The sequence below is a fragment of the Pseudomonas sp. p21 genome, assembly GCF_001642705.1.
In the GTDB taxonomy this organism is placed as follows: Bacteria; Pseudomonadota; Gammaproteobacteria; order Pseudomonadales; family Pseudomonadaceae; genus Aquipseudomonas.
The window spans coordinates 179,361-203,455 of sequence record NZ_LWBV01000007.1; the positions used below are offsets into that span (position 1 = coordinate 179,361).

The following is a 24,095-nucleotide window of genomic DNA, read 5'->3' on the forward strand; positions in this document are numbered from 1 at the left end:
CCAACAGGGCAATTCAACCGAATGCGTTGCGGTAATGCCCCGGCGTCGCCGCCAGGTGCTGTTTGAAGGCCCGCTGCAGGTGCGCCTGGTCGGCAAACCCGGCCTCATGTGCAACCTCGGCAATTGCCCGGCCCAGGCGCAGTTGCGCCCTGGCCAGTTGCACGCGCTGATCGAGCAGGTAGCCATGCGGCGTCAGCCCGAAGCGTTGGCGGAACGCACGAATCAGGTACGAGCGCGACAGGCCGCAGGCCGCGCAGATGTCGTCCAGGCTCAGCGGATCGCTACGGTGGGCGCGTATGAACGCTGCCGCCGCGTCCAGCCGCGGGTTGCCCTCGTCGTTCACGCCAACATTACCGTCAAGCAAATCCGGCAGTGCGCCAAACAGCGCCGCCAGGCGGGCTTCCCGGTCTGGCACGCTGGCGTCGAACAGGTCGGCAAAGGCCTGCAACAGGCACCGGTACAACGCCGGCGAGCTACTCCAGGTCTGGGCCGGCAAGGCAAACCCCAGCGCTTGCAACCAAGGCATATCGACAAACAACATCAGGTAGGACCACGGCTCCCCGGCGATGGGGTTGCAGGCATGCACCACACCTGGGTTCATCAGCACCGTGGTACCGGCCTCCACCTTGATACGCTGGTCACCGTTGAGGTAGGTGCTGTGCCCACCCGTGATCACCCCGATGGAAAAGCTCTCATGGGAATGCGCGGCGTAGCACACCTGCCGCCCGTCCCCTACCCGCCGGGCTTCGACGAAGGGCAGCGCCGGGTCGCGCCAGAACCGTGATACCTCGATCATCCCTCACCCCGCTCGCAGCTGCCATGCGCCCGGATACTACACGCTTATCGCGGAAACAGGTCCAACGTCCGCTCCACTTCGCCAATATCGATCGTGAAACCATCGCCTTCGGGTATCCCGACCACAAAGCCGAAATGCTGGAGGTCACGGTCCGTCAGGTACTTGTAGTAGCTGACAAACCGGTTTGGCGGCTGCAAGGTCAGCAGGCAACCGCCGGCCTGCAATACATTCACCCCATGCACCAGCTGGCTACCCTCTACACCAATGACCACCCGCCCCCCGGCGCAGGCCGCGACGATACTTGGTACATCGGTCTTCAGCGGGTCGACGATGCGAAAGCCGCGGGTGGCGCGCAAGTGCTCGGCCAACGCCAGCTCATTGCGCAACAGGCGCAGGTCACCATCGCCACCACGCAGCAGAAACACCCCAGGGTGTGGGGCATACAGCACATGCGACAGCAACTTGTTGCCCATGGCCCGGTAGCGGGCATGCCGGCTGCGGTTGTTGGCCAGGTCATCGAACAACACCAGCTCACGGAAAAACGCACTGCGCAGGCGCAGCGGGTTCATCTCCAGCCAGTCTTCATAGGCCGGCGCCTGGGTAAACAGCGGGAATCTGGCCGAAGGCGCGGTGGTTACCGGTATGCCTTCGTTACAGGCCAGCGCATAGGTCGGGCAATCCTCCATCAGCCAGGTACCGAACCACGTATTGCCATTTTGCGTGCAATAGATGGCCGCACGGTCGATTTCATTGTCCACGATGATGGTCGGCAGGAGGCCCGGTTTCAGCGACAGCCAGTGGCTGGCGTTGCCCTTGTACAACGCCCCGTCGACCAGCCACACCTCCTTGATCAGGTAGCCGCGGGTTGGCCCTTGCAGCGTGCTGATACCGCCCTCCATGGTGCGTGCAGGGTGCACGTAGGGATAGAAACGCTTGCCTTCCCAGCCCGTCACCCGCTCCAGTTGGCCTGGCAGGTAAAAGGCCGGGGGCGAGACCGTGACTTCACCAGGGGCAATGTCCCAGCTCTTGGCCGCAATGCTCTTGAGGTCGATGGTGCTGTTCCCGCCCAGCCGTTTGCGCGCCATATAACGGTAGGCGGCCAAGGTCCAGGTGTGCTGCCTGTCTGCGGGCGCTGGACTGAACTGCGAGATGTCGCTTCCCATGAAGCGTCCTCCCTTGGTGACAAGGTCAAAAGCCTGGCGCGATGTGCCAGATCAACGCCTCCCTGGCATCTGTTCAGTTGCACATGACCCTTTCCATGGTGGGCGGTGACTTCAGGTTGGCGTAACGGCGACGCAAGCTTTCCACGAACGGTTCGCCCGCCCCGTTGCCACCATAGAAATAAATCTTGTGCAGGCCGCCAAACACCATTTCCTGGTAACGGCTGGCAACTTCCTCGTCACTCGGGCCCTCGGGCAACCCCAGGTGCAGCGTGAGCTTCTCGCCTTCGATAGCGAACATCGGTGTGTCCCAGAGGAACTTTGCCGTGCCGGTTCTGGGTAACCGGACAAACAGACAGGCATGATTACCCAGCGAATCGATATCGCCACCGCGGCGGCGCTTCCACTTCAACAAACCGTCATCCGGGCGCGCCAGGCAAAGACCGATGTCGTAATAATCGAAGCCCTGCATCAGTGCCCACTCCAGGGCCATGAAAGTGGTGATCGAGTTCACTTCGCGCAACTTCCGTGCATCGGTAAACACCGCCTCGCAATAGCCGAAACGCAACGTGCTCCAATAACGCTTGCCCGCGCGTACCACTTCACAGCCCAGGTGGCAGCCGATCACTTCATCGCCCAAGGTGATCAAGTCGAGCCGACCGACGCTCCTGGCAATGCGAAACACTTCGTCAGTGGGAAACTGCGCGGTATGGATACCCTGCCTGGCGCTGGCATAGGGGCGCAGCAGGTCGCGGTCGGCCATGGCGATTTCGTCGTCCGAGCGGGCCTGGCGCATCTGGTACAGCGGGCGGTTCTTGCGGATGCTGCGGCGCAACTCGCTGTCATAGCGCGCAGTGATGTCCTCCAGCGAGCGCCCCAGCGGCACCACGGCGCTCAGGTAATGCGGCACCGACAATGCCCCCGACGTCGGTATTTCGCTGACCACCACCACGTGGCTGGCCGCTATCGTCGCGCTTGCGCTGTCAATAGCTGCAACGTTGCCCTGGCCCTTGCCGGCAATCAGCAGCTTGGCCATTTCCCGTTGCTGCTTTCTACCGATATAAACAATTTCGTAGGGACTTTCCTGCTGCAACCGAAACCTGGCAACTTCCCAGCGCCAGAAACAGGCGCGCGCCATCACTTCAAGTACCTTGCTGGCCAGGTGTCTCATTTCATAGCGTATGGAGGGCGAGATGAATTTTCGCGCCACAGCCGTCAAGGTCGCTTTCATTTCTTTTTCGACGTCCTTCGATGTGCACCATGGTCTACCGGGAAAGGGCAACAACTCAGCAAAATTAACTATGGCATTGATATTAAGGAGTTATCTGCAAAAACCCATATCAATTGACTATTTAAGGTGCGCACAACCACTTTCGCAAGTGGCACTTTGATTGCATTTCATTGGGCTTCTCGAAGTTTTGCAAAGTTTAATGGCGTCAAATTTCCTGCATGAATAGCGCATCCGCCAAGCACTTATCTATCAACATACCCAATCCGCGTTATCCCATTACCACTTGGCTATTGAGAAATAACGTTTGATGCCTTCTTTGCATAAAAGGAGCATCGACATGCCAGCCAACAACCCCCATCAACCTTTGCTCGAGGCGCAACTGCCACACTGGGCACGCCAGGCAACCCCCAACCAGTGGGCCACATTGAAGCAAACCCAGGTCGCCCCGTGGCAGGCACAGGACTGGTTCGCCAACGCAGCCCCCGACCTGCGCCAGGCAGTGCATGCCAGCCAGGCGCGGCTGATGCATGCGCAAGCAGCCTTGGCCTGCTCACTCAAAGGCCTGAAACAGATCACTGAGTTCGCCGAGCCAATGCTGCAGGGACGCCTTGCTGAACAAGGCTTTCACGCACCGCTGCGCAATACCCAATTGCTGCGGGTCGAACGCAGCTGGCACTGGAGCGTTCTGCGCTATCTCTATCGCCATCGTCGCGACAACCTGCTACAGGCCGCCCTGCAGAACTTCGCCGATGACGAGGCGTTCACCCCCGAAAGTGCCATTGCCCTGAGCGACAACATTCAGGTCACGCCGATACTGGTAAACGGCTCCTTCCCCCTCGGCATGCAAGTACCCGTGGCGCGCGTTGCGCTGAAGTCTGAGCAGTATCAGGTGGAACGGCTACCACTGGCGCCTGCCGCTTTCGCCACACTGTGCCGTGACCTGGACCTGGGTAACGCTTACCAGGCCCACCTGGAAGAACACTTCGCCCGACCCGCTACCCGGGCCTTGGCCATCAGGGTGCAAAAAGACCGCCTGCGCCTGGCGGCCGACCTGGCCTATCTGCGGCACCTGCTTGACGGTAACACGCGCGATCAGGTCGAACAGCTGTTGCAGGGTGGCGCGGTGAAGTGCTGGCAACTGGCGCTGTTCGGCACGGCCCTGCACGAAGTCATGCTGATCGATGCCGGCAGTGCGGGGCTGGCGCTGTACTTGCCCGGCCATGACCCGGCCCTGCGTCAATGCAACAACCTGGACGCGGTACACGATACGCTGGCGACCTTGCTGCTGGAACCGGAAGCCCGCCAGGCCTTCACGGCCTACATCAGGCAGGACGAGCGCACGCACTTTCTCGACCTGCTGCAGCAAAACCTCGACGCCACAGGCAGCACGGCCTACGACCGCCAATGGCAGCGCACAGCGCAAGCGGACCTGCGCCCCACACGCGTGGCCATCACAGCCGAGCCTTTCGGCCACTACCAGGACCTGCACCTGGCCCGCCTCAAGCTTGAAGCCAGCCTGCTGGCGGTCCCGACAGCGACGGCCGATGCCAACGCGCGGGCCAGGCGCCTGGAGGAATGGGAAAGCCTTGGCCTGGATGCACTCAATATCGCCGCGTTCTTCATTCCGGGTGTAGGCACCCTGATGCTGGCGGTCACTGCCTGCCAACTGCTCGGCGAGGCCTTCGAGGGCTACGAGGCCTGGCATGAAGGCGACCGTCACCTGGCGCTGCGCCACCTGGAGGCGGTCGGCCTCAACTTGGCCGTCATCGGTGGGTTCGTGGTAGCGGGCAAGGTGATACCCAAGCTGTTCAACAGCCCGTTGATGGAACATCTGCAGCAAGTACGCGGCAACGACGGGCGCTACCGGCTATGGAATGAAGACCTCACCCCCTACCGCAGTACCGTGACACTGCCGGAAAACCTGCAGCCCAATGCCCTTGGCCAGTACCTGTACGAGGGCCGGCATTTCATCCGCATGGATGGTCAACTCTTCGAACAACGCTTCGACAACGACCTGCAGCAATGGCGCGCCATTCACCCCGAGAAGCCCGATGCCTGGCAGCCACCGCTGGCGCACAATGCCCAAGGCGCCTGGCGCGGCCAGCATGAACAGCCAGGCCAGTGGCCATTCGCGAAGCTGGTGCGCCGTCTTGGCGAGGCATATGCCGCATACACGCCAGAACAGCTGGCGCAGGCCGGCCGCCTCTGTGGCATCGACGCCGCGCGCTTGCGCCGGGTGCACCTGGAAGGCCAACCAACGCCCCCGCTGTTGCTCGATGCCCTGCAGCGCATGGCGGCACAGGCCGAGGTAGAGGCGTTGGCCGACAAGGCCCCGCCCGGCCTGTTCGAGCGGCTCTACAACGGCAGCGCGCCCACCACCCCGTCAACGCAGAAGCTGCTCGATGCCTATCCACGGCTTTCCCCTGCCCTGGCCAGGCGTTTGCTGGCACCGCTGGGCGAGGCCGAATTGCTCGCCTGGCAACAGCACGGTCAATTGCCCACACAGGTTCGCCAGTCGCTGGAGCAGGTGCACAGCGAGCTGCCCTTGGTACGCGCGCTGGAAGGCGTGCTTCAGCCAGCCCGGACCAGCAGCGATAGCGAACGCCTGCTGTTCAGCGCACTGGATGCCATGCCCGACTGGCCTGAGGACCTGCGCCTGGAGCTGCACGGCGCCAGCCCGGAAGGCCCTCGGCTAGAGCATGTCGGCAGCGACCAGGCCACCACCCTGCGCCGCGTGATCAAATCGGCCGAAGGCTATGAGATCGACCGGGGCGAGCGCCCCGCACCAGCGCCGCGTGATCCGGACCTCTGCCGCGCCTTAGAGCAGGCACTGCCACGCTCACAACGCAATATGCTGGGTATCCCGACGGCCGATGGCAGCTCGCTGCGCCAGCGTGTACTGGGTTGGGTCGACAACCACAGAGAGACATTGGCCCAGCGGCTCTGGGGGGACTGGGCGCTGCTGCGCAAGCCCATGGGCCGCTTGCTCGGCGGTCGGCCGCTTGCCCCCGAACCGCCGCAGCCGCGCCTGGTTGGCTCGCTGGCCGGGGCCTATCGCCGCTTGTTCCCGGACGCCACCGATCAGGAGTTCGAAAATTGGCTCGGCAGCGATGAGGACAACCCGTACGTCGATGACATTCGCTCACCCACACAGCGGCTGCGCGCCCTGCAGCAGCGCCTGAATACCCTGCGCCGCGACCTGCAGGAATGGGCCCGGCCCGATCCACAACACCCTCACCAACGGCACCTGGCCATCCGCCCCATCCTCAACGCCTGGCGACGGCTGTCGACCGTAGCACTTGAAGGGGGTGGCCGCATGCACAGCCTGGACCTTTCCGGCCTGGAACTGGACAATCAGGCCTTGACCAGCCTGGCCTTGCCGGACGACTTCACCCATGTGGAGCACCTGTCACTCAGCAACAATCGTTCGCTCAGCCAGTTGCCGGCCGAGTTCTACGAACGTTTCCCCAACCTCAAGCGCCTGCTGCTGACCGACTGCCGGTTCGATACCATGCCTCGCCTGGGCAGGCCTGAGCACCTCACCTGGCTGGACCTGGAAGGCAACCGCATTACCTGGGATGCCCAGGCCCAGCACGCGCTGAACCGCTGCTCCGGGCTTGCAGTACTGGACCTGTCGGGCAACCCGCTGCTGCAGGCCCCGGACCTGCGTGAGCTGGCCTATCTGAAGACATTGTTCCTGAACGACTGTGCGCTCCGCGAGTTGCCGCAAGGCCTGGACCGCATGGTCGAGCCCATCATCCTGGACATAGGCGACAACCAACTGCTGCGGCTGCCAGACGGTTTCAACGTGCCACGGCCAGTTGCAGACGCCCTGCGTCTGGAGAGCGACTGGCTGGGCGCCCCTGTGCTTGCGCAGATCGAGGCCTACAACGCGGTGCACCAGGTGGACCTGCTGGTGTGCGCAGGCGACTATCTGGAATTTTTCGAACGAACCGGCCCGGCCGAAATGGCCCTGTGGCAACGGTTACCGCTGCAGTACCGCCGCGACCTCAGGCCCTTGCTTGAGCTTGAACCGTTCCTGTCCCACCCACGGTATGCCCGTACAGAGTTCTGGCGGCGCCTGGCCTTGATCGACGAAGACCCCGCCCTGCGCCAGCAATGGTTGACACACCCACCCTACGACCTGTTCAACCTCCCGCTTTGACATTGACCCCGATGCCTGCCTGTACGACAGGCAGGCACTTACACCGATGTTAAGCCAGACTGGTGTTTTTCCGGCGGCCGGTGCATGCTCGAAGCTGAAGCGATTCACCTGGCTCGAAACCCGCCCTGCAATGTGAGGTGCAGTACCCATGGACCGTCTGCTCGATTCACTCTTCCCCAGCGCCGAGAACATCCCGGAAACCTGGCGCCTGGGAGCCCCCCTGGAACAACGCGACTACCTGGTGAACGGTGAGCTCAGGCGCTGGGACGGCCCCCTGGCCACGGTGCGCAGCCCGGTCTGGCTAAAGGACGGCAACGAAGAGCGCCAAGTGGTGCTGGGCAGCGCCCCGCTGCTCGATGCCGATACCGCGCTCAGCGCCCTCGATGCCGCTGTGCAGGCCTACGACAAAGGCCGCGGCGCCTGGCCGAACATGCGGGTGGCCGAGCGCATCCAGCACGTCGAAACCTTCCTGGCACGCATGCGTGAGCAGCGCCAGGCCGTGGTCAAGCTGCTGATGTGGGAGATCGGCAAGAACCTCAAGGATTCAGAAAAGGAATTCGACCGCACCTGTGACTACATCGTCGACACCATCAATGCCCTCAAGGATCTCGACCGCCGCTCCAGCCGCTTCGAGCTGGAACAGGGCACACTGGGCCAGATCCGCCGTGCACCGCTGGGCGTGGCCCTGTGCATGGGGCCCTACAACTACCCGCTGAACGAAACCTTCACCACGCTGATCCCAGCGCTGATCATGGGCAACACCGTGGTGTTCAAGCCGGCCAAGTTCGGTGTGCTGCTGATTCGCCCGCTGCTCGAAGCCTTCCGGGACAGCTTCCCGCCGGGGGTGATCAACGTCATCTACGGCCGTGGCCGGGAAACGGTGAGCGCGCTGATGGCCAGCGGCAAGGTCGATGTGTTCGCCTTCATAGGCACGCACAAGGCCGCCAGCGACCTGAAAAAACTGCACCCGCGCCCGCACCGCCTGCGCGCCGCGCTGGGCCTGGATGCCAAGAACCCGGGCATTGTGCTGCCCCAGGTGGACCTCGACAACGCCGTCGAAGAGGCAGTCACCGGTGCGCTGTCGTTCAATGGCCAGCGCTGCACGGCACTGAAAATCCTGTTCGTCCACGAGGACGTGGTCGATGCCTTCCTCGACAAGTTCCAGCGCAAGCTGGCCGCGCTCAAGCCCGGCATGCCATGGGAGCCTGGCGTAGCGCTGACACCGCTGCCAGAGCCCGGCAAGGTTGACTACCTTGACGGCCTGGTCGCCGATGCCACCGCCAAGGGCGCACGCGTGCTCAACGAAGGCGGCGGGCACAGCCGTGGCTCGTTCTTCTACCCGGCCGTGCTGTACCCGGTAAAGCCCGACATGCGCGTCTACCACGAAGAGCAGTTCGGCCCGCTGGTTCCAGTGGTGCCTTACCGCGACCTGCAGACAGTGATCGACTATGTGCTGGACTCCGACTACGGCCAGCAACTGAGCCTGTTCGGCAATGACCCGGCGACCATCGGCAGCCTGGTCGACATCTTCGCCAACCAGGTCGGGCGCATCAACATCAACGCGCAATGCCAGCGCGGCCCCGACACCTATCCGTTCAACGGCCGCAAGAATAGCGCCGAAGGCACCCTGTCGGTACACGACGCCCTGCGTGTGTTCTCGATCCGCACGTTGGTCGCAACGCGCTTCCAGGAGGCCAACAAGGAACTGATCAGCGAGATCATTCGCAACCGGCAGTCGAGCTTCCTGACCACCGACTACATCTTCTGACGGCCGCGCTTATAGAGAATCGATCTATCACCGCTGTCGATTTTCCATCCGCGCAAACGACTCTAAGCAACAGGGCGCCCACCGGCGCCCACTTCCAAGGAGAGTCGAACATGGCAGCCAAACCCATTCCCGAAGGCCAGCGCAGCATCACCCCCTACCTGGCCATCAACGACGCCGCCAAGGCCATCGAGTTCTACAAGAAGGCCTTCGCTGCCGTCGAGATGTTCCGCCTCGACGCCCCGGGGGGCCGCGTCGGCCATGCCGAGCTGAAGATCGGTGACTCGTCGCTGATGCTTGGCGACCCCTGCGACATGGAGGGCGGCCTCACCGCCAGCCAGAAGCTCAGCGGCGCAGGCGTTGGCCTGCACCTGTATGTCGAGGACTGCGACAAGGTCTACGCCCAGGCCCTGGCGGCCGGCGCCACCCAGCTGAGTGCGGTGACGGACCAGTTCTACGGCGACCGCAGCGGCACCCTGAAAGACCCGTTCGGCAACATCTGGTTCGTTTCCACCCACAAGGAGGACCTGACCCCCGACGAGATCCGCGCCCGCGCGGCGAAAATGTTCAGTGCAACTGAGCGGTAAGTTGAAAGCGGCGCGACTTTGCTTGAAGCTTGGGGCTCGTAGCTGGGAGCTGCTTCATGCGAATCATCGACAAAACCGCCGCACAGGTCCGTAGCCTGACCCCCGCAGAAGAGGAGCTGCTGGTCGGCTTTGCCACCGGCAGCCTCACCGGCCCACGCCTGCTACAGGCCAACCAGCTGCTGATGAAGGTACGCAACGCCAACCAGTGGCTAGCATGCGACTGCCGCAGCGATGCCTTGCCGGTGCTCAATGTCACCCTCAACGGCAACACTGGTACGCTGTTTCTCAAGAACAACCCGGGTACCGCCGAGCACGCGCCCGGCTGCCCGTTCACCAAGGACGAGCGAGAAGCGGCCGAGCGTGAAAACGACCCCGCGCCACCCGCGGCTTGGCTACCGCCCGACACACCGTTGCGCCTGATCGGCGACTTCCGCAGCAGCACCGCCAATGGCGGCGGCGATGGCAGCGAGCGGCGAGAACAACAGCGCCTGCTGTCACTGCTGCTGACCTGGATCGAAACCAGCGGCCTCAACCTGTATGCCACGCACCTGAAAAAGGACCTGACCGGGCAATTTGCCGAGTTGCGCAGCGTGGCCAGCCGCTATCCGCTGCAGGAACGGGTCCCCGCCAGCAACTACCTGGAAACCCGCCTGGACATGAAGCACATGATGATGCTCAAGTCCCGCCTGCGCGAAGCCACGGTGTTCGGCAGCCACCGCCGCCACGGCCTGCTGCTGGACTGCGTGGACCAGATCAAAGGGCGCAAGCTGTTCAACAACCGCAGTGAAGACGGCTTCGACTTCCAGGGCCACCACCTGTACTGGGGCGGCAACCGCACCGCCGGGCCGTTACTGGCCTTGGCGCTGTACTCGCCGACCAGTGCCGGCAGCCATTTCTACGAGCTGATTCATGTGGCCAGCGTGCCGGTGCTGTCCCGCGCGCACCTGTTCCCGGTGTATCGGGACGAAGAACGCGAGCCGCTCAAGGCCCTGGTATCGCTGGTCGACTGGATGGCCAGCAAGGGCGTGAAAGTGCAAATGCGCCGCCCGGTGATCGGCGGCCAGGTGATGGATGAACTGGTGATGACCTCGGACCAGGACCGGGTGTTGTCGGTGTCATTGCTGGAGCAACCCATCGGGCCCGAGCCGGATACCGAGAATTTCAAGCGCTACGCCGACTTCAAGAGCCTGGAAACCTTCCGCAAGTTCGTAGCGGGCTTCTTCATGCGCGAGCGCTGAGGGCCGTGGGCTCGCCTTGATCTTTATAGCGCCAACGGCAACCCCGTCAACTCATCCCGCGGCACTTCCAACGCGGCGAAAACCCGGGCCTCTGCCGCACCATGGTTGCGGTAATGGAACAGGCTGATGTTCCAACGCTTGCCAAGCCGCTCCAGAAAGCCCAGCAACGCCCCGGGGCGCTCGGGGAATTCGAAGCGCAGCACCCGCTCGTCAGCCCCGGGCGCGGCATGGCCGCCCACAGTATGCCGTACATGCAGTTTGGCCAGTTCGTTGTCGGTCAGGTCCAGTACGCTGTAGCCCTGCTCGCGCAGGCTGGCCAGCAACTGCTCGCGTGGGTCGTGCAGCGGGTGTGTCTGCACACCCACGAACAGGCGCGCCTCCTTGCCAGGGTAATAGCGGTAGTTGAACTCGGTGATCTGCCGCTTGCCCAGGGCCTGGCAGAAGGCGCGGAAGCTGCCCGGCTGTTCCGGGATGGTGACAGCGATGATCGCCTCGCGCTGCTCGCCCAGTTCGGCACGCTCGGCGACATGGCGCAGGCGGTCGAAGTTGACATTGGCCCCGGAGTCGATGGCCACCAGGGTCTGCCCCTGCACGCCGTCGCGCGCCACGTACTTCTTGATCCCGGCCACAGCCAGGGCGCCGGACGGCTCGGTGATCGAGCGGGTGTCGTCATAGATGTCCTTGATCGCCGCGCACAGCTCGTCGCTGCTCACGGTCACCACCTCGTCAACGAAGTGCCGGCACAACTCGAAGCAATGGGCGCCGATCTGCGCCACCGCCACACCATCGGCGAAGGTGCCAACCTGCGGCAGGATCACCCGCTCACCGGCGGCCATGGCAGCCTGCAGGCAGTTGGAGTCCTCCGGCTCGACGCCGATCACCTTCACCTCAGGGCGCAGGTACTTCACATAGGCGGCAATGCCAGCAATCAGCCCACCGCCACCCACCGGTACGAAGATGGCATCCAGCGCCCCCGGGCGCTGGCGCAGGATCTCCATGGCCACGGTGCCCTGCCCGGCGATCACATCCGGGTCGTCGAACGGTGGCACGAAGGTAGCGCCTTCGCTGTCGGCCAGTTTCAGCGCGTGGGCCAAGGCATGGGGGAAGCTCTCACCGTGCAGCACTACATGGCCACCGCGCGAACGTACCCCTTCCACCTTCAGCGATGGCGTGGTGGTCGGCATGACGATGGTGGCCTTCATGCCCAGGTGCGATGCCGCCAGGGCCACACCCTGGGCATGGTTGCCCGCGGAGGCGGTGATCACCCCGCGCTCGCGCTGCACGGTACTCAGGCGTGACAGACGAGTGTAGGCACCGCGGATCTTGAACGAGAAGGTAGGCTGCAGGTCTTCCCGCTTGAGCAACACCTGGTTGCCCAGGCTGGCAGACAACGCGGGCGCAGCCTGAAGGGGCGTTTCGATGGCCAGGTCGTACACCGGGGCGGCAAGAATGCGCCGCACCTGCTCCGACAGCAGTTGCTGAGGGGTGACGGTAGAGCGAGGGCTGACGAAGCTGGTCATCGATGACTCCTTGGCTGTGTTCACGTTGCCCAGGAGTCAGAGAGAAAAACCCGCCTCCAGGGCGGGTTCGGTGCACGTACGCGCTAGCCCGCCAAGCTGATAATGGCGGTAATAATAATGGCGTCGACGTGCGGGAAAGTATTCATGGGGTAGGAACTTAGCCGGTAGTGCGGCACAAAGTCAACACTTCGCCTGCTGCGCCGAAAGCGGCACATCGAACACCTTGTCGAAGCCCCACTGGAAGACAAACGCGTAAACGAAGAAGAACACGAACAACGCCAGGTTGGTCAGCAACGCCGCCCACAGGCTGACATCCAGCCAGTACGCCACCAGCGGCAGCAGGATCAACACCAGCCCGCCCTCGAAGCCCAACGCATGCAGCAGGCGCCGCAGGAAAGTGCGTTCACGCTGGAGCTGGCGCGCTTCCCAGCGCTCGAACACCCAGTTGTAGCCCATGTTCCAGCTCATCGCGATGCCCGACATCAGCACCGACAGCACGGTCGACTGCGCCATGCCGGCACCGAACGCCAGCTCCAGCGCGGGCGCCACGCAGGCGACAGCGATGGCTTCGTAAAGAATGGCCTGGACAATCTTGCGTGCCTTGCCTTGCATGTTCAGCTCCCTGGTTTAACGACCTGTAAAGCTACAAGAAGTGGCCCACAAGAAAAAGCCAGAAATTTGGACAAGCCTGCGTTCGGCTGCTTGTATCTATCCAGTACAAACGGCGACAAGTCGTACAACTTCGTCCAGGGAATCGAACGAGGATAAAGACGATGGCCCACCCCTTCCTGCCGGTGTCCGCCACATGAGCCTGGCATTCATCGATTTTCTCACCTACGTGCTGTTCGGCCTGAAGATCCTCGCGATCGTCCTGGCCTCGCTGATGTTCCTGCTGGGCCTGGATGACCTGTTCATCGACCTGTGCTACTGGGGCCGCAAGCTTATCCGGCGTTTTCGCATCTACGACAAGTACGAGAAAGCCGACGAAAAACGCCTGTACGAGGTACCGGAGAAGCCTCTGGCCATCATGGTCCCAGCCTGGAACGAAGTGGGCGTGGTCGGTGAGATGGCGCGCCTGGCTGCCTCGACCATCGACTACGAGAACTATCAGATTTTCGTCGGTACCTACCCCAACGACCCGCAAACCCAGGCCGATGTCGACGCGGTGTGCCTGCACTACCCCAACGTGCACAAGGTGGTCTGCGCCCGCCCCGGCCCTACCAGCAAGGCCGACTGCCTGAACAACATCATCGACGCGCTGCTGCGCTTCCAGCAGGACGCCGGCATCGAGTTCGCCGGCTTCATCCTGCACGACGCCGAAGACGTGATCTCGCCCATGGAGTTGCGCCTGTTCAACTACTTGTTGCCGAACAAGGACATGATCCAGATACCCGTGTACCCCTACGCACCGGAGTGGAAAGGTTTCACCGCCGGCCACTATGTCGACGAGTTCGCCGAAAATCACGGCAAGGACGTGATCGTGCGCGAGGCACTGACCGGCCAGGTACCCAGCGCCGGGGTCGGCACCTGCTTCAGCCGCCGCGCCATCAGTGCACTGCTCGAGGACGGCGACGGCATCGCCTTCGACGTGCAGAGCCTCACCGAAGACTACGACATCGGTTTCCGCCTGAAGCAAAAGGGCATGAAGTGCATCTTTGCCCGCTACTCCATCACCGACCCGGCGCTGACCCTGAAGCAGGAATGGCGCCCGGGCATGAGCCGCGAATTCTCCCAGGTGATCTGCGTGCGCGAGCATTTCCCGCGCGACTGGCAGCATGCCATCCGGCAGAAGTCGCGATGGATCGTCGGCATCGTCTTCCAGGGCACCAGCAACCTGGGCTGGAGCCGCAAGGGCGCGCTCAACTACTTCCTCTGGCGTGACCGCCGCGGCCTGTTCGCCTACCTGCTGAGTTTCCTGGTCAACCTGTTGCTGCTGGTGTTGCTGGCCATGTGGCTGGTCACGGTGATTGCGCCAGAGTCGTGGCGCTTCATGTCGATCCTCAGCGACAGCTGGCTGCTGGCCACCTTGCTGTGGCTTAACGGGCTGATGCTGTTCAATCGCCTGTTCCAGCGCGCCTGGTTCGTCACCCGCTTCTATGGCCTCGGTGAAGGCCTGCTGTCGGCGCCGCGGATGATGTGGAGCAACTTCGTCAACTTCTTCGCCAACCTGCGTGCCCTGCGCCAGGTGATGGAAATGGGCGACTCGCGGCGCGTGGCCTGGGACAAGACCACCCACGAATTCCCCGCCATCGCCGCCCCCGCCCGCACGCCGCTGGGCCAGCGCCTGGTGGCCAAGGGCCTGATCAGCGACGCACAGCTGCAACAGGCGATCACCAGCCCGGTACGCCGGCGCCTGGGCCGCGAGCTGCTGCTGCGCGGCTGGTTGAACAGCGAACAGTTGGTGGCCACCCTGGCCGAGCAACTGGACCTGCCCTGGGCACCGCTTAACCCGTTCAAGCTCGACCCGCAACTGATCGCCAAACTGCCGCGCAAGCTGGCGACGCACTATGGCGTGCTGCCCGTGGCCGAAGACGGCGACACGCTGGTGCTGGCCAGCGAAAGCCCGGTGAGCCAGGTGTCGCTGGGGGTAATCAGCCGCCACCTGAAGCGCCCGGTCAGCGCCCGCCTGGCGCCTCAGGGCCGGGTGACCCTGGGCCTGCGCTACCACTACCCAAGCCCTTGGCAGAAGCCGGAAACCCGCGAGATGCTGGCCATCCTCGCACGCCACCAGGATGACGAAGCGCTGCTGGAGCGGGTCAGCCACCACCAGGTAATGCTCGGCGCGCTGCTGCAGGTGCGCGGCATGGTCCCGGTCACCCTGTTCAACCAGGCGCTGATCGACTTCGACCCGGAACACCAGAGCCTCGGCGAGCACCTGATCGCCCGCGGCATCATCACCGAGCAGGTGCTGCAGCAGGCCCTGACCGAACAGGCCAGCGAACAGCAGGCCGCCTTTGACCTGACCCGGGAGGTGGCATGAAGCCGCGCTTTTCCCTCACCTTCACTGGCTTGTTGCTGTGCTCCGCCGCCCTGCCCGCCGCAGCTTCGGCGCCGATGACCGACTTCCAGCGGTTCACCAGCTACCCGTTCATGGAACGCAGCTACCGCGAAGCGAAAAAGGACAACTGGGCCGAGGTCGAACGCCTGACCCGCCACGTGCTGGGCCGGGTACCGAACAACGACGAAGCCCGCGCGCTGCTGGTGGAAGCCCTGGCTCACCAGCGCCGCTACAAGGAGGCCGAAGCCCTGGCCGAACAGTTGGACGGCAGCCCCGAATACGCCAACGCCCTGCTTGAACTGCGCCTGACCTGGATCGAACAGGACCCGCCGCCGGCCAGCCAGGTGGAACAATGGCTGTCCACCAGCGATGGCACCAACCGGGTGCGCCTGTGGCAGGCCTACAGCCTGAGCCTGGCCAAATTCGGTGGTGCAGCCAAGGCGCTGGACTGGCTCAACCAGTTGCCACCACAGAGGGACGGCCAGGTGCTGCGCCTGGCCCGGGCCAACTTCGCCGAACAACTGCGCAACTGGAAGGAAACCATCGAACAGCTGCAGCCGCTGGCCGACCAAGGCCAGTTGCCCGCGCAGGACTGGCAGCGCCTGGCCAATGCCTATATCCAGCAGGTGGATGAAAAAGGGCTGAACGCGCTGCTGCCCAGCGCCCCTTCCCCCGAAGCAGCCAACCAGGCCCGCCTGGCCATGGCCAACCGCGCCATCGCTGTCGGCCAGAACCAGCAGGCCCAGCGTTGGCTGCAAGCACTGCCGGCCGCGCAGCTGAACCAGCCAGAGCAGCGCCAGCAACTGTGGGAGCTGGCCCGCGAAGGCCACGACGCCCCCTTGGTACAGCGCCTGAGCAACCAACTGCAACGCCCCTGCCTGGAAACCGTCGACTGGCTGTCGCGCCGCGACCCGGAGCTGGCGCGCGAGCAGTTCAAGGGCTGCACCGCCAGCACCGACCCAAGGGCCTACGCCGTGCTCAGGCAACGCCTGTACGGCGACCCGCCACAGCCCCCTCAACCACGCACCGCCGCCGAATGGGAACAACGCTATCGGCAGAGCGGCGACCTGGCCGCGCTGGAGCAAGCCACCTTCCTGCTGACGCAACAGGGCCACGGCGAACGCGCCCGGCAACTGCTGGAGCAGGCCTACGACCGCCACCAGGGCCGCCTTGCCCCGTCACTGCTGCAGCGCCTGGGCAACCTGTATGCGCGTAACGACGGGCCGCTGGACAGCCGCCGCATGCTCAGCCTGATCCCTCGGGTCGACGCCGGTACTCGTGCCCAGCTGCTCGGCCGCCTGGCCGAGGCTGGCCAGTGCGATGCCGTGCGCCAGGCCGTACCGGCTACCCCGAGCGAACCTGGCCAGTACCGCGCCCTGGGCCGCTGCGCCATGCCCGACCAGCCCGGCGAAGCGGTGGTCTACTACCAGGCCGCCGAGCGCTTGGGCGACGGCGGTAACCGCCTGCCACTGGCTTACGCCCTCGAGGCAGCCGGGGACTCCGAGGCCGCCCTGCCCATCTGGCGTAACTTGCCCGACAGTGCCTGGACCGACAACGCCCGCCTCACCGCCGCCCGTGGCGCGCTGAACGCGGGCGACGCGCAAGCTGCCCGGCGCTATTGGGACGCTGCCGCGCACAATGGCGCCGACGACTGGGCCCTGGGTGCCGCCATCGCCCAGCGCCAAGGCGATTACCAGGCCGCGCTGGGCTTCCAGCGCCAGGCCCTGGCGCACACCCCACGCGCCGACCATTACTACGCTGCCTCCAGCACCGCGCTACTGGCCGGGGACAGTGCCCAGAGCAGCGCCTGGCTGGCCGAAGCCGTGCGCCTGGCCCCCGACCAGCCGCGCTACCGCGCCGACTACGGCATGCGCCTGGCCGGGTCGACGGACAAGGCCCAGCGCCACCAGTCGATCCCCTACCTGGAACGCGCCACCCACGACTTCCCCGAGGACTACCGCCTTGGCGAGACGCTGGCCTTGCGCTATGACGAAGCCGAAGACAGCGCTTCGGCACGCCGCGAACTGCGCCGCATCCTCGATGTGGAGCAGGACCTGGTCGACGGCGACGACGAATACGGCAGCCTGGAAGCACGCAAGTACCGCCAGCGCCGCGCCCACGAAAGCCTGTCGCGGCGCGACACCATCACCCTGGCCAGCACCTGGTCGCCGGCCGGCACCTCGACCAACGACAAGTTCCTCGACAATGGCCAGCGCAGCGGTACTTCGCGCCGCGCACAATCGCAGAACGTGCAACTGGCCATGTGGGACCACGCTCTGGGCGAAGAGCCCAGCCGCAACGGCAGCACCCTGTCGGTTTATGGCCGTGTGCTGTTCGGTGGGCAGAGCCGCACCGACTACGCGCAAAGCATGGGCACCGGCGTCGGCCTGCGCTACAAGCCACTCGGCCAGGCCAACCTCAACCTGTATGCCGAGCTGTACCACCAGCGACAGATCGACGAGGAGCACTACCGCGGCCTGAGCCTGGGCCAGCTGCTGAGCCCGGCCAAGGTCGGTGGCAACTGGGGCGATTTGCGTCACCACGCCGAATCGAGCAACGACCTGCTGTTGCGTGCCACCGCCTCGTTCCTCGACCAGGGCGACTGGCGTAACGACTGGCGGGTCGACGAAGACGACTGGAACGAGCGCTTCCTCTACCTCGACGCCGCCTGGTGGACCCGTGCCGGCGACCACGCCTGGCTGTCGCGCTACCAACAGGGCCACGCCTGGAAGCTGCCGGGCAGCTCGCCGCAAACCATCATGCCCTATGGTTTCGTCGAGTTTTCCAGCCAGGACCCGAGCAACGATTGGCGTCAGGACGCCCGGGCCGGGGTTGGTGTGCGCTGGCAATGGTGGTTCGACGACGACCGCTACAACGCCTACCGCGGTTCGCTGAAAGTGCGTGCCGAGTACCAGCAATCGCTGGGCGGCAATCTATACGAGCGCGCCAACGGCGTGCTGGTCGGTGCGGAGATGACCTTCTGATGCGTACGTTCCTGGCCCTCTGCCTGCTTGCTCTGTGCCTGCCGGCCAGCGCCGATCAGCGCCTGTTCTACCAACCCCTCAACCGCGATGCCAATGTCACCCCCGCCCAGTGGCAGCAACTGTGGCACGCCACCGTGGCCCAGGGCGGCAAGACCCTGATCGTGCAATGGAGCGCCTATGGCGACAGCGATTTCGGCGGTGCCCAGGGCTGGCTGGCCAACAGCCTGCGCAGCGCGCGTGCCCAAGGGCTGCAACTGGTGTTGGGGCTGTACATGGACCCGGCCTACTACCAGCGCCTCGACGAACTGGATGGCGAAGGCCTGAACAGTTACTGGAAAGCGCAACTGGGGCGCTCGCTCAGCCAGTACCAGCAGTTGCACCAGGCGTGGCAGTTGCCGGTGGATGGCTGGTACCTGCCCATGGAGCTGGACGACCATCATTTTCGCGAGGCCGAACGCCGTGATGCCCTGCACAGCCAGTTGCAGGCCTTCAACCGGCAGCTGGACAAGCCATTGCACATCAGTGCCTTCAGCGCCGGCAAACTGTCGCCGCGAGTCAATGCCGCCTGGCTGGATCAACTGGCCGGGCTGGGCTTGACTGTGTGGTGGCAGGATGGCGCCGGGACCGGGCGCTTGCCCGCGTTGGTACGCCAGGGTTACGAACAGGCCTTGCCATGCCGAGTGGGCGTGGTGCGCGAGGCGTTCCGCCAGGTGAGCAAGCCAGGGCAGGCGTTCAGGGCTGAGCCGGCCCAGCCAAAGACGGGCGGCGGGTGCCATGCCGAGGCGGTGTTCGACCTGCGTTACCGGCCATGGGCCCGGGGTGTTCTGCCCACCAATTGAGTCTCCAGGCCCGGCCCTTTCGCGGGCTCGCCCGCTCCCACAGGCCCCCCACAGCAGCGGAAATCTGCGCGGTCCCTGTGGGAGCGGGCGAGCCCGCGAAAGGGCCGGGCCTGGCATAGCAGTACTCACAGGAGCCCGAATGTTCAAGACCATCGAAGCCCACGTGCGCAAGCAGGTCGCCCCCGCCGCCCTGCGTGCCGAGTTCCGTCAGCACGAATTCGAGGCCATGCGCCCGTTCTGCCTGCTCGTGTTCTGCGTCAGCATCCTGATCTGGCTGGTGTTCGACCTGATCGTCAGCTTCCTCGGCGGCCAGGGTTTCACCTGGCTGTCCTATCTGTTCATCACCCTGCTCATCAGCCTCACCGTGGTGCTGCGCTTTACCCGTCGCAGCCATCACTTCGACGTGCTCAACCTGCTGTTCATCGCCACCATCACTGTGGGCATGCGCCTGGTGATCGATGGCATCCCGGTGACCCTGCGCCCGGTGTGGCTGGTACTCGGGGTCTCCACCGTGCTGTATGCGGTGTCGGTGCTCCCGGTTCGGCGCTGGTCGTTCTTCTGTGCCATGGCCATCACCTGGTTGGTGCTTAACCCGTTCTACCACACCCGTATCGAAGCGGACGCGCTCGAAGGCGCCATGCTGTTCAGCTACGCGGTGTTCCTCAGCGGCCTGGTCATCTACAGCTACCTGCAGATGCGCAAGGCCAAGCTGCACAACTTCTATCTGTCCAAGGTGCTGCTGGAACAGGCCTATGTCGACGCCCTGACCGAAATCCCCAACCGCCGCTCGTTCATGGCCCAGGCCGGCCGCCAGCTGCGCCTGGCAACGGCCGAGCAGTACCTGGCGATGATCGACATCGACAATTTCAAACGGGTGAATGATCGTTTCGGCCATGACGTGGGCGATGAAGTGCTCAAGCGCGTGGCCCTGCATATCAAAGCGAGCATGGCCGGTTACGAGTTTGCCCGACTGGGCGGTGAGGAGTTCGCGATCTATTTCCACGGGCTGGACCAGCAAGGCGCCGAGCAACGGGTGGCGGCGTTGTGCCAACGGGTGCGCGAGGACGTTGGCAAGCACCCGGTGACTGTCAGCATCGGCCTGGCCCGGGTGGACCAAGGCGACAGCCTGACAACGGCGCTGGTGCGCGCCGACCAGGCGTTGTACGAGGCCAAGCACAGTGGCAAGGACCGCTTTGTACTGTGGTCCGCCCGGCTGGCAGACCAGGGTTAGCAGGCCCGGCCTCTTCGCGGGCTCGCCCGCTCCCACAGGGACCGCACCGCCTGCGAACCCTGTGCCTGTCCTGTGGGAGCGGGCATGCCCGCGAAAGGGCCGGCACAGGCAACCCATCACCCGGCAGGCAAACGAATCCGGAACTGCGCCCCACCCAGCGCCGACTGCGCCACGGTCAAGGTGCCACCCTGCCCCTCGATCGCCCGCCGGCTGATCGCCAAGCCCAGGCCAAACCCGCCGGTATTGCGGTCGCGGCTACGGTCCAAGCGGTAGAACGGCTGGAAAATCCGTTCGCGCTCCTCCACCGGAATACCAATCCCGTCATCCTCGACCGTCACCAGGCAGGCACCATCCTCTTCCAGGCGCAAGCGCAGCAACAGGCTCTCGTCGCAGTAACGCATGGCATTGCGCACCAGGTTCTGCACCGCCCGTGCCGTCAGCCGTGGGTCCAGCACAAAACGCGGCAAATCCTCCTCGGCCCGCACCTCCCACTGGATACCCCGGCCATCGAGTTCCTCGGCAAAGCCACCGAGCACGCTGTCGACCAGCTCCAGCAACGACACCTCGACCCGCTCGCGGGCCTGGTCGGCGTTGTACAGCCGGCTGTAGGACAACAGCTCCAGCACCAGCTCATCCAGCTCGCGCACATGCCCCACCAGCTCCAGCAGGCGTTTGCGGCAGGCTGGCGGCACTTCGTCGAACAGCAGCACCAGGCCGAAGTCCAGCCGGGTCAACGGCGTGCGCAACTCGTGCGACACCGCATTGAGCAGCTCGCGCTGCTGGTTCACGTGGCGCTCCAGGTCACTGGCCATGGTGTCGAACACCCCGGCCAGTTCACCGATGTTGGAGTGCGGCGAAATGTGCGTACGCTCGGCCATCTGCCCCTGGCCCAGGCGCCGGGCGGTTTCCTTGAGGCGCTCCAGGTCGCGCCAGTGCGGCCATACCCATAGCAGCAGGCAGCCGAGCATGGCCGCACCGATCAGTACGGTCACGCCCCACGACAGCACGTTGATGTCCAGCGGGTCTGGCGGTGAGTGCAGGCGCACCAGCCATTCCTTGTCCAGCGGCGCCAGCACCGTCTCGTAATAACCCCATTCGGCAATGCGCACAGCGTACAGGCCGTGCTCCAGGCGCGCCTGCTCATCCTCGCTCAAGTCGGCCTGGTCCATGCGCAGCAGCTGCAGTTCCAGCGGCGCGAAATCACTGGCCAGCTCTTGCTCCACTGCCGGCCACTGCTCGCGCGGGGCCTGGCGGAACTGGCGCACGATCAACGACTGCACGCCCTTGGCCTGGTCCAGGTTATAAGCCATGAAGCGGTCCTGGAACAGGCCGACGATGGTGTCAGGGATGAACAACAGCGCACCGGCATAGGCGACGATGATCACCAGGTACAGCCGCACCAGTATCTTCAGCATGGGCGGTCAGCACTCCCACTCGACGCGGCTGAACAGGTAGCCCTTGCCCCACACGGTCTTGATCTTGCGCGCTTCGCCGGCGTTATCGTCGAACTTGCGCCGCAGCTTGGAGATGGCTACATCCACCGAGCGGTCAGTGCCGTTGAACTCGATACCACGCAACTGCTGGAGGATGCGGTCGCGGTTCAGCACTTCGCCAGCATTGCGCGCCAGTACCACCAGCAGGTTGTACTCGCCGCTGGACAGCTCCACCTCTTCGCCGCGCCAGCTCACGGTGCGCTCGGCCAGGTCGATGCGCAGGCCGCCGATCAGGATCAGGTCATTGTCCAGGCGCGGCTCGTTGACGCTACTGCGACGCAGCAGGGTGCGCACGCGGGCCAGCAGCACACGCGGCTCGCAGGGCTTGGTCACGTAGTCGTCAGCGCCCATTTCCAGGCCCAGGACCTGATCGTGGCTGTCATCGCGGGCGGTCAGCATCAGGATCGGCAGGCCCTGCGACTCCTGGCGCAGCAGGCGGCACAGCTGCAAGCCATCGATGCCCGGCAGCATCAGGTCGAGGATGACCAGGTCAGGCTTTTGCCGGCGGTACTCGTCCAGCACATGATCGCCACGGGCGATCACCTGAACATGGAAGTCGTTGCGTTGCAGGTAACTGGCGATCAGCTCGGACAGGGCGCTGTCGTCTTCGACCAGGAAAATATTCGGCATAGGCGCTTGGGAATCTGGATTGAGGTAGGCCTTGCCGGCCTCTTCGCGGGTAAACCCGCTCCCACAGGGACCACACAGGTTCCAGATGCTGTGCGGTCCCTGTGGGAGCGGGTTTACCCGCGAAGAGGCCGGTACAGGTACACGCAGAATATAGAACCCTACAGGTCGAGAGGATTCTTCTTCACACTTTTTCACACTCGCCCTACAGGTATTAACAGCCACCCAAGGAACGCCTGCCGTAGCATACAGGCGGTCATCATCGGAAGATCCGTATGTCTACTACCCTCCCCCCCCGCCTGCGCCCATTGGCGCTTCTGGCGTTTCTGAGCCTGTCCCTGGCCGGCTGCGACGACAGCGCCGAGCAGGAAGAACAGGCCCCCACTCCGCAAGTGCGGGTGGAAACCCTGCAATTGCAGCCACTGGCCATCAGCAGTGAACTCAGCGGCCGCATCCTTGCGCCGCGTACCGCCGAAGTGCGCGCGCGGGTCGCGGGCGTGGTGCTCAAACGGGTGTACCGCGAAGGCAGCGACGTCAAGCAGGGCGATGTGCTGTTCCTGATCGACCCGGCACCGTTCAAGGCCGACCATGACAGTGCTCGCGCCACCCTGGCCAAGGCCGAGGCCACCCTGTACCAGGCGCGCCTGCAAGAGCAGCGCTACCGCGAGCTGGTCGACGACAAGGCCGTCAGCCGCCAGGAATACGACAACGCCAAGGCCAGCTACCTGCAGGCCGATGCCGCAGTGGCCGAGGCCAAGGCCGCCCTGGAGCGCGCCCGCCTCAACCTCGGCTACGCCACCGTGACCGCACCGATTTCCGGCCGTATCGGCCGCGCCCAGGTCACCGAAGGTGCGCTGGTCGGGCAGAACGAGACCACGCCGCTGGCGACCATCCAGCAGCTGGACCCGATCCACGCCGATGTCACCCAGTCGACTCGCGAACTCAACGCCCTGCGCCGCGCCTTGCGTGCTGGCGAGCTGCAGCAGGTCGGTGACGGCCAGGCCCGTGCCACGCTGATCCAGGACGACGGCAGCACCTACCCGCTGCCGGGCAAGCCGCTGTTCTCTGACATCAGCGTCGACCCCAGTACCAACCAGATCACCCTGCGCAGCGAGTTCCCCAACCCGGACCTCGACCTGCTGCCCGGCAGCTACGTGCGCGTGCGCCTTGAGCAGGCCGTGCAGCCCAAGGGCCTGAGCGTGCCGCAACGCGCCATCCTGCGCGACAGCGCCGGCGTGCCCAAGGTGCTGGTGGTCGACCCGCAAGCCCGGGTCAGCGACCGCCAGGTAGTGCTGGGCAGCGCCCAGGGCGACCGCTGGATCGTCAGCGAAGGCCTGGCCCCCGGCGAGCAGGTAGTGGTCGAGGGCCTGCAACACGTCAAGGCCGGTGACCAGGTGCAGGTCGACAACGCATCAGGGGCACCGCCCATCGCACAGCACACTGGCCAGTGAGGGCCTGACT

Annotated in this window: 16 protein-coding genes; 9 read left to right on the forward strand and 7 right to left on the reverse strand. The window is 64.5% G+C overall.

Features of this window, described 5'->3' with window-relative positions:
* Nucleotides 1–13: 13 nt before the first annotated feature.
* The 3 genes from A4C63_RS20035 to A4C63_RS20045 form a co-directional block, all read right to left on the reverse strand.
* Complete coding sequence (locus A4C63_RS20035; RefSeq protein ID WP_063914234.1) at nt 14–796, reverse strand: AraC family transcriptional regulator; 783 nt, start codon at nt 794–796, stop codon at nt 14–16.
* Nucleotides 797–840: 44 nt separating this feature from the next.
* Complete coding sequence (locus A4C63_RS20040; protein ID WP_063914235.1) at nt 841–1,959, reverse strand: glycosyltransferase family 61 protein; 1,119 nt, start codon at nt 1,957–1,959, stop codon at nt 841–843.
* Between the two features lie 73 nt (nt 1,960–2,032).
* Nucleotides 2,033–3,187: a hypothetical protein gene (locus tag A4C63_RS20045; protein ID WP_063914236.1), complete on the reverse strand. Its 1,155-nt coding sequence runs from the start codon at nt 3,185–3,187 to the stop codon at nt 2,033–2,035.
* Between the two features lie 337 nt (nt 3,188–3,524).
* Here A4C63_RS20045 and A4C63_RS20050 point away from each other — a divergent pair, with 337 nt between their 5' ends.
* The 4 genes from A4C63_RS20050 (at nt 3,525) to A4C63_RS20065 (ending at nt 10,942) form a co-directional block, all read left to right on the forward strand.
* Entirely contained in the window at nt 3,525–7,352 is a 3,828-nt protein-coding gene (locus A4C63_RS20050; RefSeq protein ID WP_063914237.1) for a leucine-rich repeat domain-containing protein, read from the forward strand.
* 148 nt (nt 7,353–7,500) lie between these two features.
* Nucleotides 7,501–9,120 carry an NADP-dependent glyceraldehyde-3-phosphate dehydrogenase gene (locus A4C63_RS20055; protein ID WP_063914238.1) on the forward strand — a complete coding sequence of 540 codons (1,620 nt, stop codon included), beginning with the start codon at nt 7,501–7,503 and terminating at the stop codon, nt 9,118–9,120.
* Between the two features lie 110 nt (nt 9,121–9,230).
* The gene (locus A4C63_RS20060) at nt 9,231–9,704 is read left to right on the forward strand and encodes a VOC family protein (RefSeq protein ID WP_063914239.1); all 474 of its coding nucleotides are present in this window, start codon (nt 9,231–9,233) and stop codon (nt 9,702–9,704) included.
* Nucleotides 9,705–9,760: 56 nt separating this feature from the next.
* Nucleotides 9,761–10,942, forward strand: coding sequence for a hypothetical protein (locus A4C63_RS20065; RefSeq protein WP_063914240.1), 1,182 nt, complete (start codon nt 9,761–9,763; stop codon nt 10,940–10,942).
* 23 nt (nt 10,943–10,965) lie between these two features.
* On the opposite strand, the gene ilvA is transcribed toward A4C63_RS20065, so the two are convergent.
* Nucleotides 10,966–12,462 (reverse strand): threonine ammonia-lyase, biosynthetic, encoded by a 1,497-nt coding sequence (ilvA, locus tag A4C63_RS20070; protein WP_063914241.1) that lies wholly within the window; start codon nt 12,460–12,462, stop codon nt 10,966–10,968.
* Nucleotides 12,463–12,642: 180 nt separating this feature from the next.
* Complete coding sequence (locus A4C63_RS20075) at nt 12,643–13,074, reverse strand: PACE efflux transporter (protein ID WP_063914242.1); 432 nt, start codon at nt 13,072–13,074, stop codon at nt 12,643–12,645.
* Nucleotides 13,075–13,267: 193 nt separating this feature from the next.
* On the opposite strand from A4C63_RS20075, the gene nrfB reads away from it, so the two are divergent.
* The 4 genes from nrfB (at nt 13,268) to A4C63_RS20095 (ending at nt 20,514) form a co-directional block, all read left to right on the forward strand.
* On the forward strand, nt 13,268–15,442 hold the full coding sequence (gene nrfB, locus A4C63_RS20080; protein ID WP_063914243.1) for a cyclic di-3',5'-guanylate-activated glycosyltransferase NrfB: 2,175 nt from the start codon (nt 13,268–13,270) through the stop codon (nt 15,440–15,442).
* Nucleotides 15,439–18,444, forward strand: a complete 3,006-nt coding sequence (locus A4C63_RS20085) for a phage receptor (protein WP_063914244.1) — start codon at nt 15,439–15,441, stop codon at nt 18,442–18,444. Before nrfB ends, A4C63_RS20085 begins: the two co-directional genes overlap by 4 nt.
* Nucleotides 18,444–19,283: a DUF4434 family protein gene (locus tag A4C63_RS20090; RefSeq protein WP_063914245.1), complete on the forward strand. Its 840-nt coding sequence runs from the start codon at nt 18,444–18,446 to the stop codon at nt 19,281–19,283. Before A4C63_RS20085 ends, A4C63_RS20090 begins: the two co-directional genes overlap by 1 nt.
* A gap of 139 nt (nt 19,284–19,422) precedes the next feature.
* A complete protein-coding gene (locus A4C63_RS20095; RefSeq protein WP_063914246.1) occupies nt 19,423–20,514 on the forward strand; it encodes a diguanylate cyclase in 1,092 nt (363 codons plus the stop codon).
* A 116-nt stretch (nt 20,515–20,630) separates the two neighbouring features.
* On the opposite strand, the gene A4C63_RS20100 is transcribed toward A4C63_RS20095, so the two are convergent.
* Both A4C63_RS20100 and A4C63_RS20105 read right to left on the reverse strand, forming a co-directional pair.
* Complete coding sequence (locus A4C63_RS20100; protein ID WP_063914247.1) at nt 20,631–21,929, reverse strand: ATP-binding protein; 1,299 nt, start codon at nt 21,927–21,929, stop codon at nt 20,631–20,633.
* Between the two features lie 6 nt (nt 21,930–21,935).
* A complete protein-coding gene (locus A4C63_RS20105) occupies nt 21,936–22,637 on the reverse strand; it encodes a response regulator transcription factor (protein WP_003259958.1) in 702 nt (233 codons plus the stop codon).
* A 272-nt stretch (nt 22,638–22,909) separates the two neighbouring features.
* Between A4C63_RS20105 and A4C63_RS20110 the strand changes: the two genes are divergently transcribed.
* Nucleotides 22,910–24,085: an efflux RND transporter periplasmic adaptor subunit gene (locus A4C63_RS20110; RefSeq protein WP_063914248.1), complete on the forward strand. Its 1,176-nt coding sequence runs from the start codon at nt 22,910–22,912 to the stop codon at nt 24,083–24,085.
* Nucleotides 24,086–24,095 lie beyond the last annotated feature (10 nt).